Source organism: Streptococcus sp. Marseille-Q6488, from assembly GCF_946902925.1.
GTDB lineage: Bacteria > Bacillota > Bacilli > Lactobacillales > Streptococcaceae > Streptococcus.
In genome coordinates, this window is record NZ_CAMPPZ010000006.1 from 152,991 (window position 1) to 166,727 (window position 13,737).

Below are 13,737 nucleotides of genomic sequence, written 5' to 3' on the forward strand. Positions count from 1 at the left end.
AACATTATCTTGTCGTGGGTTTCTTGCTAATTTGCTTGTTTTATACTCAAGGAAAATCAAAGAGCAAACTAGGAAACTAGCCGCAGGTTGCTCAAAGCACTGCTTTGAGGTTGTAGATAAGACTGACGAAGTCAGCTCAAAACATGTTTTTGAGGTTGCGGATGAAACTGACGAAGTCAGCTCAAAGCACTGCTTTGAGGTTGCGGATGAAACTGACGAAGTCAGCTCAAAACACTGTTTTGAGGTTGTGGATAGAACTGACGAAGTCAGTAACCATACGTACGGCAAGGCGACGTTGACGCGGTTTGAAGAGATTTTCGAAGAGTATTATTAGAAAGTATCTCAGTGATTTCCTTATCTATAAGCAAAAAACTTGAAAAAATTGAATGTTTGCGTTATCATTTTCATATAGAAAGAAAAAGAGGTATTACAGATGGCTATTATCTTACCAGATCTTCCATATGCATACGACGCTTTGGAACCATACATCGATGCGGAAACAATGCACTTGCACCATGACAAACACCATCAAACTTATGTCAACAATGCCAATGCAGCTCTTGAAAAACACCCTGAAATCGGTGAAGATCTTGAAGCCTTGCTTGCTGATGTAGAATCTATCCCAGCTGATATCCGTCAAGCACTTATCAACAACGGTGGCGGACACTTGAACCACGCTCTTTTCTGGGAATTGATGACGCCTGAGAAAACAGCTCCATCAGCAGAACTTGCAGCAGCAATCGATGCAACATTTGGTTCATTTGAAGAATTCCAAGCAGCCTTCACTGCAGTAGCAACAACTCGTTTTGGTTCTGGCTGGGCATGGTTGGTTGTCAACAAAGAAGGGAAACTTGAAGTGACTTCAACAGCAAACCAAGACACACCAATCTCAGAAGGTAAAAAACCAATCTTGGGCTTGGACGTTTGGGAACATGCTTACTATGTGAAATACCGCAACGTGCGTCCTGACTACATCAAAGCTTTCTTCTCAGTGATCAACTGGAACAAAGTAGATGAATTGTACGCAGCTGCTAAATAATGATAGTTGGAGGGAAGAATTGTTCTTCTCTTTTTAAGGTTATATTATTTTGGTCTGACAAAATCGTCAGACTTTTTTCATTTTTATGAGAAACGTGCTAACTGCTAGAAATTATGGTAGAATAAAGTATTAAGTAATCGTGAAAAAAGGATATCTATGCGAAAAGAAATTGCACCTGAATTATACAACTATAACAAGTTTCCTGGTCCTGAGTTTCATTTACACGGGGACAAGGTTGAAACGGAAGGGATAGCTTTTTCCTTGGTGGAAAACATCAAGGATGCCTTCGATGTGACGGCTTTTAATCAGCGTTTTTCAGAAGTCTTAACCAAGTTTGATTATATCGTGGGAGACTGGAGCAACGAACAGCTTCGTCTACGAGGTTTTTATAAGGATGATCGAACAGAAGAAAAACTTGAAAAAATCAGTCGTTTACAAGACTACCTTTTAGAGTATTGTAGTTATGGTTGTGCCTATTTTGTCTTAGAAAATGAAGCTCCTAAGCGAGCATCATTTGACAAGAAAATGCGTAAGAAGGAAGAAGAAACACCTTCGAAAAAAGGAAAGAAACCTACTCAAACCAAACGAAAACCGAATGCAGATAAGAAAAATAGACGTCGTCAGAAAGACCAGTATTCTCAGAAAGAGGACAAGGGACAACGTCATTTTGTCATTCGTCAGAAGTGAGTAGAGAATAAGGAGAAGAAATGAAACCGTCAATTTATAGTTTAACACGTCAAACCATGCAGGAATGGGTTTTGGAGCAGGGAGAAAAGAAATTCCGTGCAGATCAAATTTGGGAATGGCTTTACCGTAAACGTGTCCAGTCATTTGAAGAGATGACCAACCTTTCCAAGGATTTGATTGCTAAGCTTAATGACCAGTTTGTGGTCAATCCCTTGAAACAGCGTATCGTGCAAGAGTCTGCTGATGGGACAGTTAAATATCTTTTTGAATTGCCAGATGGTATGTTGATAGAGACTGTACTTATGCGTCAACACTATGGTTTGTCAGTCTGTGTGACCACTCAGGTCGGCTGTAATATCGGTTGTACCTTCTGTGCCTCTGGTTTGATTAAGAAACAACGTGACCTCAATAATGGGGAAATCGTAGCGCAAATCATGCTGGTTCAGAAATACTTTGATGAGCGTGGACAGGACGAACGCGTCAGCCATATTGTTGTCATGGGAATCGGTGAGCCCTTTGATAACTACAACAATGTCTTAAATTTCGTTCGTACTATCAATGATGACAAGGGAATGGCAATCGGTGCTCGTCACATTACGGTTTCAACCTCAGGTTTGGCCCATAAAATTCGTGATTTTGCTAATGAAGGGGTTCAGGTTAATCTTGCCGTTTCCCTTCACGCACCTAACAATGAATTGCGCTCAAGCATCATGAAGATTAACCGTGCCTTTCCGATTGAAAAACTCTTTGCGGCTATTGAGTACTACATTGAGACAACTAATCGTCGTGTGACCTTTGAGTATATCATGCTCAATGAAGTCAATGACGGTGTAGAACAAGCCTTGGAATTGGCTGAATTGCTCAAGAACATCAAGAAATTGTCTTATGTAAACTTGATTCCTTATAACCCAGTTAGTGAGCATGACCAATATAGCCGTAGTCCTAAAGAGCGCGTCCTGGCCTTCTATGATACGCTTAAGAAAAAAGGGGTTAACTGTGTTGTTCGTCAAGAGCATGGTACTGATATTGATGCAGCTTGTGGACAATTGCGTTCCAATACAATGAAACGTGACCGCCAGAAAGCAGTCGCAGCAGTCAATCCTTAATTATGAAGAAGACTTATAATCATATTTTGGTCTGGGGAGTTATTTTCTATAGCATTTGCATTGTCTATTTTTGCTTTACTCCTCAAGAACAATCTCCCGTGGGGGTGGAAACTCCAGGTATTCAGCATCTTGGACGCCTGGTTTTTCTTTTGACTCCTTTCAATTCTCTTTGGAAACTGGGCGAAGTGAGTGATGTAGGACAATTATCTTGGATTTTTTTACAAAATATCCTCAATGTCTTCTTACTTTTTCCTTTGATATTCCAACTCCTTTATCTCCTTCCAAACTTGCGAAAAACAAAAAAGGTGCTACTTTTTAGCTTTCTAGTGAGTCTTGGAATTGAGTGTACGCAGTTAGTCTTGGATTTTTTCTTTGATTTCAATCGCGTCTTTGAGATTGATGATTTGTGGACTAATACCTTGGGTGGCTATCTGGCTTGGTTTCTCTATAAACAATTACATAAAAACAAGATAAGGAATTAAAATGAGTATTTTAGAAGTTAAAAATCTGAGTCACGGTTTTGGTGACCGTGCAATTTTTGAAGATGTGTCCTTCCGTCTTCTCAAAGGAGAACATATCGGCCTGGTCGGTGCCAATGGTGAAGGAAAATCAACCTTTATGAGTATCGTGACTGGTAAAATGCTGCCAGATGAAGGGAAGGTTGAGTGGTCCAAATATGTGACTGCTGGTTACTTGGATCAGCACTCCGTCCTTGCTGAAGGGCAGTCGGTACGTGATGTTCTCCGTACAGCCTTTGATGAGCTTTTCAAAGCGGAAGCCCGTATCAATGACCTCTATATGGAAATGGCTGAAGACGGAGCGGATGTTGATGCTCTCATGGAAGAAGTGGGAGAACTTCAAGACCGTTTAGAGAGTCGTGATTTCTATACCTTGGATGCTAAGATTGACGAAGTAGCGCGTGCCCTTGGTGTCATGGACTTTGGCATGGATACAGATGTAACTTCTTTGTCAGGTGGGCAAAGAACCAAGGTGCTTTTGGCAAAACTTCTCCTTGAAAAGCCTGATATATTACTTTTGGATGAGCCGACCAACTATTTGGATGCTGAGCATATTGACTGGCTTAAGCGCTATCTCCAAAACTATGAGAATGCCTTTGTCCTCATTTCACACGACATTCCATTCCTAAATGACGTTATCAATATTGTCTATCATGTGGAAAATCAACAGCTGACGCGTTATTCTGGTGACTACTACCAGTTCCAAGAAGTCTATGCTATGAAGAAATCTCAGCTAGAGGCTGCCTACGAACGTCAGCAAAAAGAAATTGCGGATCTCAAGGACTTCGTGGCTCGAAACAAAGCGCGTGTTGCAACACGAAACATGGCCATGTCTCGTCAGAAGAAATTGGATAAGATGGATATTATCGAACTGCAAAGTGAGAAACCAAAGCCATCCTTTGATTTTAAACCAGCTCGTACACCAGGTCGCTTTATTTTCCAAGCTAAGGATTTGCAAATTGGTTATGATCGTCCTCTGACCAAGCCTTTAAATCTTACCTTTGAACGTAATCAAAAGGTTGCTATTATCGGGGCAAATGGTATCGGAAAAACAACTCTCTTGAAGTCTCTCTTGGGAATTATCCCGCCAATCGCTGGAGAAGTTGAACGTGGAGACTACCTAGAACTTGGCTACTTTGAACAGGAAGTAGAAGGCGGTAATCGCCAAACTCCTCTTGAAGCTGTCTGGAATGCCTTTCCAGCTCTCAACCAAGCAGAAGTTCGTGCAGCCCTTGCTCGTTGTGGTTTGACAACCAAGCATATTGAAAGTCAAATTCAGGTCTTGTCAGGTGGGGAACAAGCCAAGGTTCGTTTCTGTCTCTTGATGAATCGTGAAAACAACGTTTTAGTGCTGGACGAGCCAACCAACCACTTGGATGTGGATGCCAAGGATGAACTCAAACGCGCTCTCAAAGAATATAAGGGATCTATTCTTATGGTCTGCCACGAACCAGACTTTTATGAAGGCTGGATGGACCAAATCTGGGATTTTAATAATTTAACTTAAGAATGAGAGTAAAAGAAATACAGTACCGAATATGGATACTGTATTTTTTGGTTTTTATGATTTAAAATCGTAGTCTTTCACTACTTCGATACTATCGATAGTAATAGCAGTCGTTGGCTTGTCTTTTTCATCTTTTTCGGCTTTAGCAATTTTATCCACAACATCCATACCGTCAATCACTTGACCAAAAACTGGGTGTTTGCCATCTAAACTAGGGTTTCCACCTTCTTTGTAGGCTTCAATGATTTTCTTTGGATACTTGCTTGTAGGGAGTTTAGCAGAGGTATCTGTAGAGTTTTGGTTGATGAAGAACTGACTGCCATTGGTGTTTGGTTGACCAGTATTAGCCATAGCAAGAGCACCACGGATGTTATAGAGATAAGGAGTAATCTCGTTTTTGAAACCAGTTCCCTTATCTTTAGTCTTATCCTTGTCATGCCAGATGGACTGACCACCTGTACCGTCCCCTTTTGGATCTCCAGTTTGGACCATAAAGCCATCGATGACACGGTGGAAGGTAATGCCGTTATAGTAGCCTTCTTTGGCATGAGTGAGGAAGTTTTCAACCGCTAGAGGAGCGAGTTTAGGGAAGAGTTTAATGCGAATATCACCTTGGCTTGTGTGGAGAATCACTTCGGCTTCATCTTCAGCAACTTCCTTAGAAAGTTGTGGGAAATTGGCGTTTTCGTTTGTTAAAGCATCGTTTAACTCCTTGGCAGATTGTGCTGCTGCTTTGGAGCTTTCCTCAGCGGCAAGACTGGAATCAACATAGTCATCACCACGCAAACTGCGTTGGATGCTGCTACATCCAGCTAGGGCTACAGTTGATAGTAAAAGAAGGGTTGCTAGTTTTTTCATTCTGATCCTCTCAAAAATTCATTTCTACCATTGTACCCTAAAAGGAAGGGGATTTCAAATATTAGTGACAATACAGTTTAAGAGGAAGCCAACCAGAAAGTCGCTTGCTTAGGGGCATCAATGCCATAAGTATACTCAAAGTATTTTGGAAACCAGATCTTAAGAAAGCTCGTAAAGCATCACAATTTAGTAAAGGTTAATTCGAAAGAATTACTATATTTTAAAAGAGCACATTTTCAAAGGATTTTTTCTTTTGGCTTCAATTCCTAATCAATCAATGAACTTAATACTAGGTCTCGAAAAGAATTATGCTTCCTCTTTCTGTCTGAGTTCAAAGAGGTCTTCTACTTTCAGATTAAAAACTTGAGCAATTTTAAGAGCCATTTCCAGCGAAGGATTGTAACGGTTATTTTCCAAGTGCAGAATTGTCTCGCGTCGCATGCCGATGCGGTCGGCTAACTCCTGCTGGGTCATGCCTGTGGACTCACGAACAGATTTAAGCTTAGTAATAATATTGCTTTCTTTAGCCATGCTTATCCTCTACGTTCCAAGATAAAATAGACAACCGCAAAGATGCAAATCAAGGCAGCTATGCTAATAAATATCTGGCCTATGTAAAGAGTGAGAGCCCCCATATACCCAATGATAACTGATAGGATCATCAGTGCGCCTAGTATAAAAACAAACATCAAGCTAGCTGCCTTTGCTAAATTAGCATAAAAGCGTTCGTCCGGAGTTTCCTTGACATTTTTCAAAGAGAAAAAACCAAATACAATCACTTCAATAACGAGGCCAATTCCCAAAATCCATTCTTTAATACCAGAACTTACGCTTGGGGTCGCAATCCAAATTCCTACTGTATAAAAAATGCTTGCTGCAAATATAAGTATCGTGTAAAGCTTAGCAGACAAGTCAAAAATAATCTTTCCCTTACCTTTCTGACTCTTATGTAGCCAGCTCCAAATAGCTACAATTTGACCTGGTACTGAAATACCAGTAATAACTAACTTGGGTCCCCAACTAAGATTAGAACCAAATAAAACAATAAAATCAATAAAGAGAGCTACGGCAATCATTGCAATGAGGCCACGCATTTTTTGACTTTTTTTCATGATAGACTCCTTTTTTGTGTTATAAATATATAACACTTAAATTTTATGTTACAAATATATCATATTTGAATTTGGAAAGCAAGAATTTATGTACCAAGGTGGCAATTATTTGAAAAATTTTTTTAATAAAAACCCTCGCTAGTCAAATAACTAAAGAATTCTTTGAAGCAATGCATCGGATTTGGTTTGGATAGTTTCGTTAATAATATTTGATGATAAAGAATTTTTGAAAAATCTAGATACTGTATGAATATCTACTTTTTTTCTTAGACTGTTACAAAGTCTGTCAGAATAGGCGTTGTAGGTGTAGAAGTTAATTTTTATAGAACTAAATTATTCCCCTATTTAGAATCTATTGATTCATATTTTATAAACTAAAATTAGTAGATATCTTTCTTAAAATCCTTGATATTTCGCTTGGGATTTAGGAGCCAAGCATTCAAATCATGTTCAGGTGAGATGAAGGGCTTAACTTGGTGGTCTTTATCACATTTTTCTAAAATAGTATTCACTGATAGCCTCTTTCAAACATTTATTTCCTACTTCTAACAAATTTATAAATGGTTTAAAAATTTTATAGTCTGTCAAGTTTTTTTCTTGACACCTGTCAGAAATCTGCTATAATAGAACATGTGCTAAATAGCTCAGCTATTTCACTCAAATAAAAAATAAGAAAAGAGACTTTAAAAATGGCAGTTAAAATCCGTTTGACTCGTATGGGTTCTAAGAAAAAACCTTTCTACCGTATCAACGTAGCAGATTCACGTTCACCACGTGACGGACGTTTCATCGAAACAGTTGGAACTTACAACCCACTTGTTGCTGAAAACCAAGTAACTTTGAAAGAAGACCGCGTTCTTGCATGGTTGGCTGATGGAGCTCAACCTTCAGATACAGTTCGCAACATCCTTTCAAAAGAAGGTGTATTGAAGAAATTCCACGATTCTAAATTCTCAAAATAAGTTTAAAGTAGGTTGACAGATGGATACGATTGAAAATCTCATTATTGCGATTGTGAAACCCTTGATTTCACAACCAGATGCCTTAACTATCAAGATTGAAGATACACCAGAGTTTTTGGAATATCATTTGGATCTTGATCAAAGCGATGTGGGTCGTGTAATCGGTCGTAAGGGTCGCACTATTTCTGCGATAAGAACGATTGTCTACTCTGTCCCAACTGAAGACAAAAAAGTAAGAATCGTTATTGACGAAAAATAAGAAGGGCGGGACGGATGTCTCGCTTTTTTTGTGTGGAGCAGGATATGAAGGATTTAACGTTTAGACAATTACAAGACTATCTACTGGAACATTACCAGCAGTCTCGGACTGAGGAAGGTCTTTTTATCAAGCTAGTGGAGGAAGTCGGAGAAGTAGCTGAGGTTTTGAGTGGTCGTTCTGGTAGAAAAGAGGGCGTTCAGGATTCGAACGAGGAACTAGCAAAAGAACTGGCTGATATTATTCACTACACTGTCGCAATCGCTGCCATCAACCATATTGACCTTACCAAGACTATCTTTGAGAAAGACAAGACTGCAGCCATTAAGTACCAACATGAACGTGATTTGGAAGAATTTTTGAAGGTGAAGGAGAATTGATGTCCTCTTCCTCCAACTTGAGAAAATCCCTGGAACGTGATAGAATAAAAGATAAGGATTTTTAATAATTCATTATATAGAACGAGTGGATTTCTTTATGAAGAGGATTGAAGTATCTACAGAAATTGGTAGTCTCTCTGTTACTTATCAAAAGCAAAAGAAAATGCTAGTTTGTTTAAATGGAGCAGGTTTGCTACCAAGTTATGAAAATTTTTCACTTATACTCGAAAAACTTCCTCCTACAATTGGTTATTTGACAATTGATTTTCCGAACACAGGTAGGAGTCCGATTCATGACCAAGCTGGAAAAAATCTGGATAATCTTGTAGATGCAGTTTATGAAGTACTTGAAGAATTAGGGATTTCTGAATATATACTTTGTGTACATAGTTTGAGTGGAATTTTAGCTTGCAAATTACTCAAGAAACCAATTAAGTGTCAGGCTTTAGTAGCAGTGGAACCGACAACTAAAAAAGTCATGTTTGCTGATTTTTCAGAAAATCCTTATCCAGAAATGGAAGAACAGATGAGGCTGATTGACGAGTATGGACCTGAACTTTATTTGAAGAATTTAACTCAAGCAACATTTAGTCCTGAAACGAATAAAGAAATCTGGGAAATAATGCAAGAAAAAGGCTTAGAGTTGGAAAATCAAGATCCAGAGTTTCAGATATCTGGAGAGATTATTGAGGAAGATTTTGAGGATGTATCAATACCAGATTGTATCCCTGTATTTGTTTTTTGTCAGCCTTATAGAGAAAAAGAGTACAGAGAATCAGAATATTGGACTTCCAATACTAAACTCATTTTAGGAGGGAATCACCATTATTTACAATGGTCCGAAGCGGAAAAAATTGCGGCTATTATTCGAGAATTGTTAGAATAAGATGGAAAGAAGGAGACTACGGGAGACAAGATGAACTACTTTAATGTTGGGAAAATCGTCAATACGCAGGGGTTGCAGGGTGAGATGCGAGTCTTGTCTGTGACGGATTTTGCAGAAGAACGGTTTAAAAAAGGAGCTGAGCTGGCCTTGTTTGATGAAAAAGATCAGTTTATCCAAACAGTGACCATCGCTAGCCACCGTAAACAGAAGAACTTTGACATTATTAAATTCAAAGATATGTACCATATCAACGCTATCGAAAAGTATAAGGGATACAGTCTCAAGGTTGCTGAGGAAGATTTGAATGACCTAGACGATGGTGAATTCTACTATCACGAGATTATCGGTTTGGAAGTCTATGAGGGTGATAACTTGATTGGAACCATCAAGGAAATCCTGCAACCAGGTGCTAACGATGTCTGGGTGGTCAAGCGAAAAGGCAAACGTGACTTGCTCTTGCCTTATATTCCACCAGTGGTTCTCAATGTTGATATTCCGAATAACCGTGTCGATGTGGAAATTTTAGAAGGGTTAGATGATGAAGATTGATATTTTAACCCTCTTTCCAGAGATGTTTTCTCCGCTAGAGCACTCAATCGTTGGAAAGGCTCGAGAAAAAGGGCTTTTGGATATCCAGTATCATAATTTTCGAGAATATGCTGAAAAGGCCCGCCATGTAGATGATGAGCCCTACGGAGGCGGTCAGGGGATGTTGCTCCGAGCTCAACCCATTTTCGATGCCTTTGATGCTATTGAAAAGAAAAATCCGCGCGTGATTCTCCTCGATCCTGCTGGAAAGCAGTTTGATCAGGCTTATGCTGAGGATTTGGCCAAAGAAGATGAACTGATCTTTATCTGTGGTCACTACGAGGGGTATGACGAGCGCATTAAGACCTTGGTGACGGATGAGATTTCCCTGGGGGACTATGTCTTGACTGGTGGAGAGTTGGCAGCTATGACCATGATTGATGCTACGGTACGCCTGATTCCAGAAGTGATTGGCAAGGAGTCTAGCCACCAAGATGATAGTTTTTCTTCAGGCCTTCTTGAATACCCTCAGTACACACGTCCCTATGATTATCGAGGAATGGTCGTGCCAGATGTATTAATGAGCGGGCACCATGAAAAGATTCGTCAGTGGCGATTGTATGAGAGTTTGAAGAAAACCTACGAACGCAGACCGGATTTGCTTGAAGATTATCAACTGACAGTAGAAGAAGAAAAAATGCTGGCAGAAATCAAAGAAAACAAAGAATAAAGGAGAAACCTATGCAAGTAATCAAACGTGATGGAGAAATTGCTGAATTTAATCCAGATAAGATTTACCAAGCTATCTTAAAGGCAGCCCAGACTGTCTATGTATTGACAGATGATTTGCGTCAAAATCTTGCACAAGTCACTAAAAAAGTGGTTTTGGATTTGGAAGAGGCCAAGGTGGAACGTGCTACTATTAGCATGATTCAGTCTATGGTTGAACATCGTTTACTGGGTGCAGGTTACATTACCATTGCAGAACACTACATTTCCTATCGTCTGCAACGTGACTTGGAAAGAAGTGGTTATGGAGATCATATCGCGGTTCATTTACATTTTGAACAAGTTCGCTAAGAAAAAAGAGTGGGATGAAGTAACTACATCTCACTCTTTCTTAAATCTATTTTTTTGAGCTGTTTGGACAGTTGAAGGTACAAATCGCAGGCGTTGAATATCGCTTATGCGGATAATACGGCTTACATTTTTGGAAAAATTTTTCACGATAATTTGCTGGCCTTGTTGATCGTATTTGATGATGTCACCTGTAAAACTTGTCTCAGACAAGATAAGGTGAACAGCGGTTTGTTTCTGGATAGCCTCTTCAATAGTGGCTGTAAGGGAGTTGGTTTCAGTCTGGTCAGGTTGGTCATGTCCATTTAAAAAGTCATGTATTTTATCTAGAACTTGCTGGAATTTATGTCTCATATTGGCCTCCCTTCTTTTATATCAATATTATATAAAATTTTCCTAAAATCTACAAGATTTTACGAATAATCAAATGAAAGCTAAAAAAGGAGAAGAAAATGGCAGAATTTACATTTGAAATCGAAGAGCACTTGTTGACTCTTTCTGAAAACGAAAAAGGTTGGACTAAGGAAATCAACCGTGTGAGCTTTAATGGTGCCCCTGCAAAGTTTGATATTCGTGCTTGGAGTCCAGATCATACTAAAATGGGCAAGGGGATTACTCTCTCCAATGAAGAATTTCAAACCATGGTGGATGCTTTTAAAGGAAACTAAGTTTTCAAAATGAAAGAAAAGGATATTGAGTCATGGCAACTCGATATCCTTTTTTAGTTAGCGAAGTAAGCCTGATTTTTAAGGCGTTGAAGTAGTGGACGGCTAATAAAACTAATAGCTAGAAGTTTACCAAGGTCTGGAATGATAAAGGGAAATACCCCCACAACAAGAGCTTTTTCAAATGCCATTCCAGCTAGAAAATGCAAGCTGAGAATCCCTCCGACAAAGACAAGGGCATCACCCAAGAGGTTTGCAAGAAAAATATTGACAATCCCACTCTTGCTGTTAGTTAGGGAAGAAGTAAGTCCAGAGTAAACGAGATAAAACCAAAGATAGCCTGCAGTAGGGCCAACTAAAGCCTGAAATCCAGCTCCACCTCCTGCAAAGACAGGAAGACCGATTGCACCTAGAAGAAGATAGAGTGCAACAGAAAGTACAGCCTCTCTCGGTCTAAAGACAGTAGCAATCAAGCCGATTGCAAAGTTTTGCAGAGTGAAGGGAACAGGTCCAATTGGAAGACTGATTTGTGCCAAAACAGCAATGAGAGCAGCCCCAATAGCAGGGATAGCATAAACGTGAGCTTTTTTCAAAATAGTTAACCTCTTTTCTGATGTATAGTAACTATTATACTCGTAGGAGAATTATTGTCAACCTATTTTTGAAAACAAGGTAACAAAGACTGTAACGGCCGATTTGATTCACAAGAGAAGTTGGATAATTGTTTTTTATCGATTTGTAAATCGCCTTTATAGATAATCCCATTTTATCAATAAAAAATATACTATAAATACTTGACAAACTAAAATATTAGTATTAAATTAATATTGTAAACACTTACAAATAAATGTGTTCAATTTTAAAATAGAGAATTATTACTGAGTTTTTGTCAAATATTATAATTCAAGGAGAAGTAAAATACCAAAAATTTACTAAGAAGAAGTTCATTTTGCTGGCTACAAGTTTTTTCAGTTTTGGATTTGCTACTACAGCTAGTGTTGGTAGTGAAACTACAGCAATCCCAGTTCTATATCCGATTATTGATTTATGGAAGTATGGTGTAAGTGATAGCTATGGTTATTCGAATTACTTTGTTAGTTCTTCAAATAATATTAGTTCAGAGTCATCAGTAACGAATATTTTGGGAACGTTAAAGTTCACGATAAAAAAGATTATAGATGGACATTTTCAAGCAAAAAATTTGAAATGATGTTCGATTAAATGCACATTGGGATTATTATAGATTTTAAACAATAATTTATGAAAACAAGAGACCCAATTATAAAATAGAGTCTTTTGTCATATGGTAATTGCTTATGAAATTAAAATTATGTATCATTGGATTCTTCTTTTGTTTGATTGCTACAATTGGTCTGGTCACTATTAGTGATACCGAAATCCCCATACCTTTACCAATTGATGGTGCTTTTTCTATCCAAGGAAAAAGTAATCTTTCTAATAACGAAATATACGAAATGGTTCGTGACTTATCAAAAACGGAAAAGGTTACCATTTACAAGCCAATCGTTCAGAGTTCGGGTCAGTTGAAGTATGTAAACTTTGATGATGTAAATAATGAACAATTAAAGTCAGCACCAATAGTAGGGATGTATTACACACTTGGGAAAATAGATGTAGACAGTTTGAAACCACTTACGATGACTGGACTACAAACAGTATATATGGCTTATCCTTGGTATATAGGAGGAATATTACAATTTACTGGAACTTTAAGAATACTGTTAATGGGTTCAATTTACTTAACTTTATTAGTTGTTTTATTTGTTGTTAGGACGAGGCAGATCAAAGAAGGAGTGATACGACGTTCTTTGGGCTTGCCTGTATACGACCTTAGAAGAGAGTATGTCATTTCTCTTATTTTTGAACTGATTATGATGGCTTTATTGATGATTTCTTACAGTTCTTTTTTGGGTAATGGTTTCTTCACCTATAGTTCTAAGTTATTTTTCTCTCTGCTTTTAACGAATTTTATACTATTTCAAATCATTGATCTCATTACCTTTGTTTTATTATGTGACTATTAGTCTGTCTCGCTCCGTTAGGTGCGAGACAAAAAAACCACCCGCTATGCGGGTGCGCGTCGAAGGTTATACCAAAAAAACTCCGAACGCGATACAATAAAGGTGTTCAAGCCA

At 38.6% G+C, this 13,737-nt stretch carries 21 protein-coding genes and 1 pseudogene; 16 read left to right on the top strand and 6 right to left on the bottom strand.

Annotated features, from left to right (window positions below):
- The first annotated feature begins 31 nt into the window (after window positions 1–31).
- The 6 genes from OVN23_RS02960 to OVN23_RS02985 all read left to right on the top strand — a co-directional run bounded on the left by OVN23_RS02960 (window position 32) and on the right by OVN23_RS02985 (window position 4,857).
- The gene (locus OVN23_RS02960; RefSeq protein WP_267240434.1) at window positions 32–334 is read left to right on the top strand and encodes a hypothetical protein; all 303 of its coding nucleotides are present in this window, start codon (window positions 32–34) and stop codon (window positions 332–334) included.
- Between the two features lie 99 nt (window positions 335–433).
- On the top strand, window positions 434–1,039 hold the full coding sequence (sodA, locus tag OVN23_RS02965) for a superoxide dismutase SodA (protein WP_112443483.1): 606 nt from the start codon (window positions 434–436) through the stop codon (window positions 1,037–1,039).
- A 156-nt stretch (window positions 1,040–1,195) separates the two neighbouring features.
- Window positions 1,196–1,726 carry a YutD family protein gene (locus OVN23_RS02970; protein WP_112443484.1) on the top strand — a complete coding sequence of 177 codons (531 nt, stop codon included), beginning with the start codon at window positions 1,196–1,198 and terminating at the stop codon, window positions 1,724–1,726.
- A gap of 20 nt (window positions 1,727–1,746) precedes the next feature.
- Window positions 1,747–2,832, top strand: a complete 1,086-nt coding sequence (gene rlmN / locus OVN23_RS02975; RefSeq protein ID WP_000804760.1) for a 23S rRNA (adenine(2503)-C(2))-methyltransferase RlmN — start codon at window positions 1,747–1,749, stop codon at window positions 2,830–2,832.
- Window positions 2,832–3,314 (top strand): VanZ family protein, encoded by a 483-nt coding sequence (locus OVN23_RS02980; protein WP_112443485.1) that lies wholly within the window; start codon window positions 2,832–2,834, stop codon window positions 3,312–3,314. Before rlmN ends, OVN23_RS02980 begins: the two co-directional genes overlap by 1 nt.
- A 1-nt stretch (window position 3,315) precedes the next feature.
- The gene (locus OVN23_RS02985; RefSeq protein WP_000025378.1) at window positions 3,316–4,857 is read left to right on the top strand and encodes an ABC-F family ATP-binding cassette domain-containing protein; all 1,542 of its coding nucleotides are present in this window, start codon (window positions 3,316–3,318) and stop codon (window positions 4,855–4,857) included.
- Between the two features lie 54 nt (window positions 4,858–4,911).
- On the opposite strand, the gene OVN23_RS02990 is transcribed toward OVN23_RS02985, so the two are convergent.
- From OVN23_RS02990 to OVN23_RS03005, 4 genes are all read right to left on the bottom strand, one after another.
- Window positions 4,912–5,715: a peptidylprolyl isomerase gene (locus OVN23_RS02990; RefSeq protein WP_000731911.1), complete on the bottom strand. Its 804-nt coding sequence runs from the start codon at window positions 5,713–5,715 to the stop codon at window positions 4,912–4,914.
- Between the two features lie 306 nt (window positions 5,716–6,021).
- Window positions 6,022–6,246 carry a helix-turn-helix transcriptional regulator gene (locus tag OVN23_RS02995; RefSeq protein ID WP_173253316.1) on the bottom strand — a complete coding sequence of 75 codons (225 nt, stop codon included), beginning with the start codon at window positions 6,244–6,246 and terminating at the stop codon, window positions 6,022–6,024.
- A gap of 2 nt (window positions 6,247–6,248) precedes the next feature.
- Window positions 6,249–6,827 carry a DUF3796 domain-containing protein gene (locus OVN23_RS03000; RefSeq protein ID WP_173253315.1) on the bottom strand — a complete coding sequence of 193 codons (579 nt, stop codon included), beginning with the start codon at window positions 6,825–6,827 and terminating at the stop codon, window positions 6,249–6,251.
- Between the two features lie 380 nt (window positions 6,828–7,207).
- Window positions 7,208–7,339, bottom strand: coding sequence for a hypothetical protein (locus tag OVN23_RS03005; RefSeq protein WP_267240441.1), 132 nt, complete (start codon window positions 7,337–7,339; stop codon window positions 7,208–7,210).
- 177 nt (window positions 7,340–7,516) lie between these two features.
- Here OVN23_RS03005 and rpsP point away from each other — a divergent pair, with 177 nt between their 5' ends.
- From rpsP to OVN23_RS03040, 7 genes are all read left to right on the top strand, one after another.
- On the top strand, window positions 7,517–7,789 hold the full coding sequence (gene rpsP / locus OVN23_RS03010) for a 30S ribosomal protein S16 (protein WP_000268760.1): 273 nt from the start codon (window positions 7,517–7,519) through the stop codon (window positions 7,787–7,789).
- 19 nt (window positions 7,790–7,808) lie between these two features.
- Window positions 7,809–8,048: an RNA-binding protein KphA gene (gene kphA / locus OVN23_RS03015; RefSeq protein ID WP_000379617.1), complete on the top strand. Its 240-nt coding sequence runs from the start codon at window positions 7,809–7,811 to the stop codon at window positions 8,046–8,048.
- A 44-nt stretch (window positions 8,049–8,092) separates the two neighbouring features.
- Window positions 8,093–8,425, top strand: coding sequence for a MazG nucleotide pyrophosphohydrolase domain-containing protein (locus OVN23_RS03020; RefSeq protein WP_267240440.1), 333 nt, complete (start codon window positions 8,093–8,095; stop codon window positions 8,423–8,425).
- A gap of 97 nt (window positions 8,426–8,522) precedes the next feature.
- Window positions 8,523–9,311: an alpha/beta fold hydrolase gene (locus OVN23_RS03025; RefSeq protein WP_267240435.1), complete on the top strand. Its 789-nt coding sequence runs from the start codon at window positions 8,523–8,525 to the stop codon at window positions 9,309–9,311.
- Window positions 9,312–9,341: 30 nt separating this feature from the next.
- Window positions 9,342–9,860, top strand: a complete 519-nt coding sequence (rimM, locus tag OVN23_RS03030; RefSeq protein WP_112443489.1) for a ribosome maturation factor RimM — start codon at window positions 9,342–9,344, stop codon at window positions 9,858–9,860.
- Window positions 9,850–10,569: a tRNA (guanosine(37)-N1)-methyltransferase TrmD gene (gene trmD, locus OVN23_RS03035; protein ID WP_112443778.1), complete on the top strand. Its 720-nt coding sequence runs from the start codon at window positions 9,850–9,852 to the stop codon at window positions 10,567–10,569. The genes rimM and trmD overlap by 11 nt, the downstream gene beginning before the upstream one ends.
- 11 nt (window positions 10,570–10,580) lie before the next feature.
- Window positions 10,581–10,919, top strand: coding sequence for an ATP cone domain-containing protein (locus OVN23_RS03040; RefSeq protein ID WP_001196041.1), 339 nt, complete (start codon window positions 10,581–10,583; stop codon window positions 10,917–10,919).
- 30 nt (window positions 10,920–10,949) lie between these two features.
- Here the strand turns inward: OVN23_RS03040 and OVN23_RS03045 are convergent, their stop codons facing one another.
- Window positions 10,950–11,270, bottom strand: coding sequence for a hypothetical protein (locus OVN23_RS03045; protein ID WP_001216100.1), 321 nt, complete (start codon window positions 11,268–11,270; stop codon window positions 10,950–10,952).
- Between the two features lie 98 nt (window positions 11,271–11,368).
- On the opposite strand from OVN23_RS03045, the gene OVN23_RS03050 reads away from it, so the two are divergent.
- The gene (locus OVN23_RS03050; RefSeq protein ID WP_000807422.1) at window positions 11,369–11,584 is read left to right on the top strand and encodes a YdbC family protein; all 216 of its coding nucleotides are present in this window, start codon (window positions 11,369–11,371) and stop codon (window positions 11,582–11,584) included.
- A 53-nt stretch (window positions 11,585–11,637) separates the two neighbouring features.
- Here the strand turns inward: OVN23_RS03050 and OVN23_RS03055 are convergent, their stop codons facing one another.
- Entirely contained in the window at window positions 11,638–12,174 is a 537-nt protein-coding gene (locus OVN23_RS03055; protein WP_112443490.1) for a biotin transporter BioY, read from the bottom strand.
- A gap of 293 nt (window positions 12,175–12,467) precedes the next feature.
- Here OVN23_RS03055 and OVN23_RS03060 point away from each other — a divergent pair, with 293 nt between their 5' ends.
- Both OVN23_RS03060 and OVN23_RS03065 read left to right on the top strand, forming a co-directional pair.
- Window positions 12,468–12,791: a hypothetical protein gene (locus tag OVN23_RS03060; RefSeq protein ID WP_234990537.1), complete on the top strand. Its 324-nt coding sequence runs from the start codon at window positions 12,468–12,470 to the stop codon at window positions 12,789–12,791.
- A 106-nt stretch (window positions 12,792–12,897) separates the two neighbouring features.
- Window positions 12,898–13,611 (top strand): annotated as a pseudogene (locus OVN23_RS03065) (ABC transporter permease); the annotation flags it as partial.
- Between the last annotated feature and the right edge of the window lie 126 nt (window positions 13,612–13,737).

Coding starts and splice junctions, on each gene's coding strand:
- sodA (WP_112443483.1), top strand. CDS start 434: ATGGCTATTATCTTACCAGATCTTCCATATGCATACGACGCTTTGGAA.
- OVN23_RS02970 (WP_112443484.1), top strand. CDS start 1,196: ATGCGAAAAGAAATTGCACCTGAATTATACAACTATAACAAGTTTCCT.
- rlmN (WP_000804760.1), top strand. CDS start 1,747: ATGAAACCGTCAATTTATAGTTTAACACGTCAAACCATGCAGGAATGG.
- OVN23_RS02985 (WP_000025378.1), top strand. CDS start 3,316: ATGAGTATTTTAGAAGTTAAAAATCTGAGTCACGGTTTTGGTGACCGT.
- OVN23_RS02990 (WP_000731911.1), bottom strand. CDS start 5,715: ATGAAAAAACTAGCAACCCTTCTTTTACTATCAACTGTAGCCCTAGCT.
- OVN23_RS02995 (WP_173253316.1), bottom strand. CDS start 6,246: ATGGCTAAAGAAAGCAATATTATTACTAAGCTTAAATCTGTTCGTGAG.
- OVN23_RS03000 (WP_173253315.1), bottom strand. CDS start 6,827: ATGAAAAAAAGTCAAAAAATGCGTGGCCTCATTGCAATGATTGCCGTA.
- rpsP (WP_000268760.1), top strand. CDS start 7,517: ATGGCAGTTAAAATCCGTTTGACTCGTATGGGTTCTAAGAAAAAACCT.
- kphA (WP_000379617.1), top strand. CDS start 7,809: ATGGATACGATTGAAAATCTCATTATTGCGATTGTGAAACCCTTGATT.
- OVN23_RS03020 (WP_267240440.1), top strand. CDS start 8,093: ATGAAGGATTTAACGTTTAGACAATTACAAGACTATCTACTGGAACAT.
- OVN23_RS03025 (WP_267240435.1), top strand. CDS start 8,523: ATGAAGAGGATTGAAGTATCTACAGAAATTGGTAGTCTCTCTGTTACT.
- rimM (WP_112443489.1), top strand. CDS start 9,342: ATGAACTACTTTAATGTTGGGAAAATCGTCAATACGCAGGGGTTGCAG.
- trmD (WP_112443778.1), top strand. CDS start 9,850: ATGAAGATTGATATTTTAACCCTCTTTCCAGAGATGTTTTCTCCGCTA.
- OVN23_RS03040 (WP_001196041.1), top strand. CDS start 10,581: ATGCAAGTAATCAAACGTGATGGAGAAATTGCTGAATTTAATCCAGAT.
- OVN23_RS03045 (WP_001216100.1), bottom strand. CDS start 11,270: ATGAGACATAAATTCCAGCAAGTTCTAGATAAAATACATGACTTTTTA.
- OVN23_RS03050 (WP_000807422.1), top strand. CDS start 11,369: ATGGCAGAATTTACATTTGAAATCGAAGAGCACTTGTTGACTCTTTCT.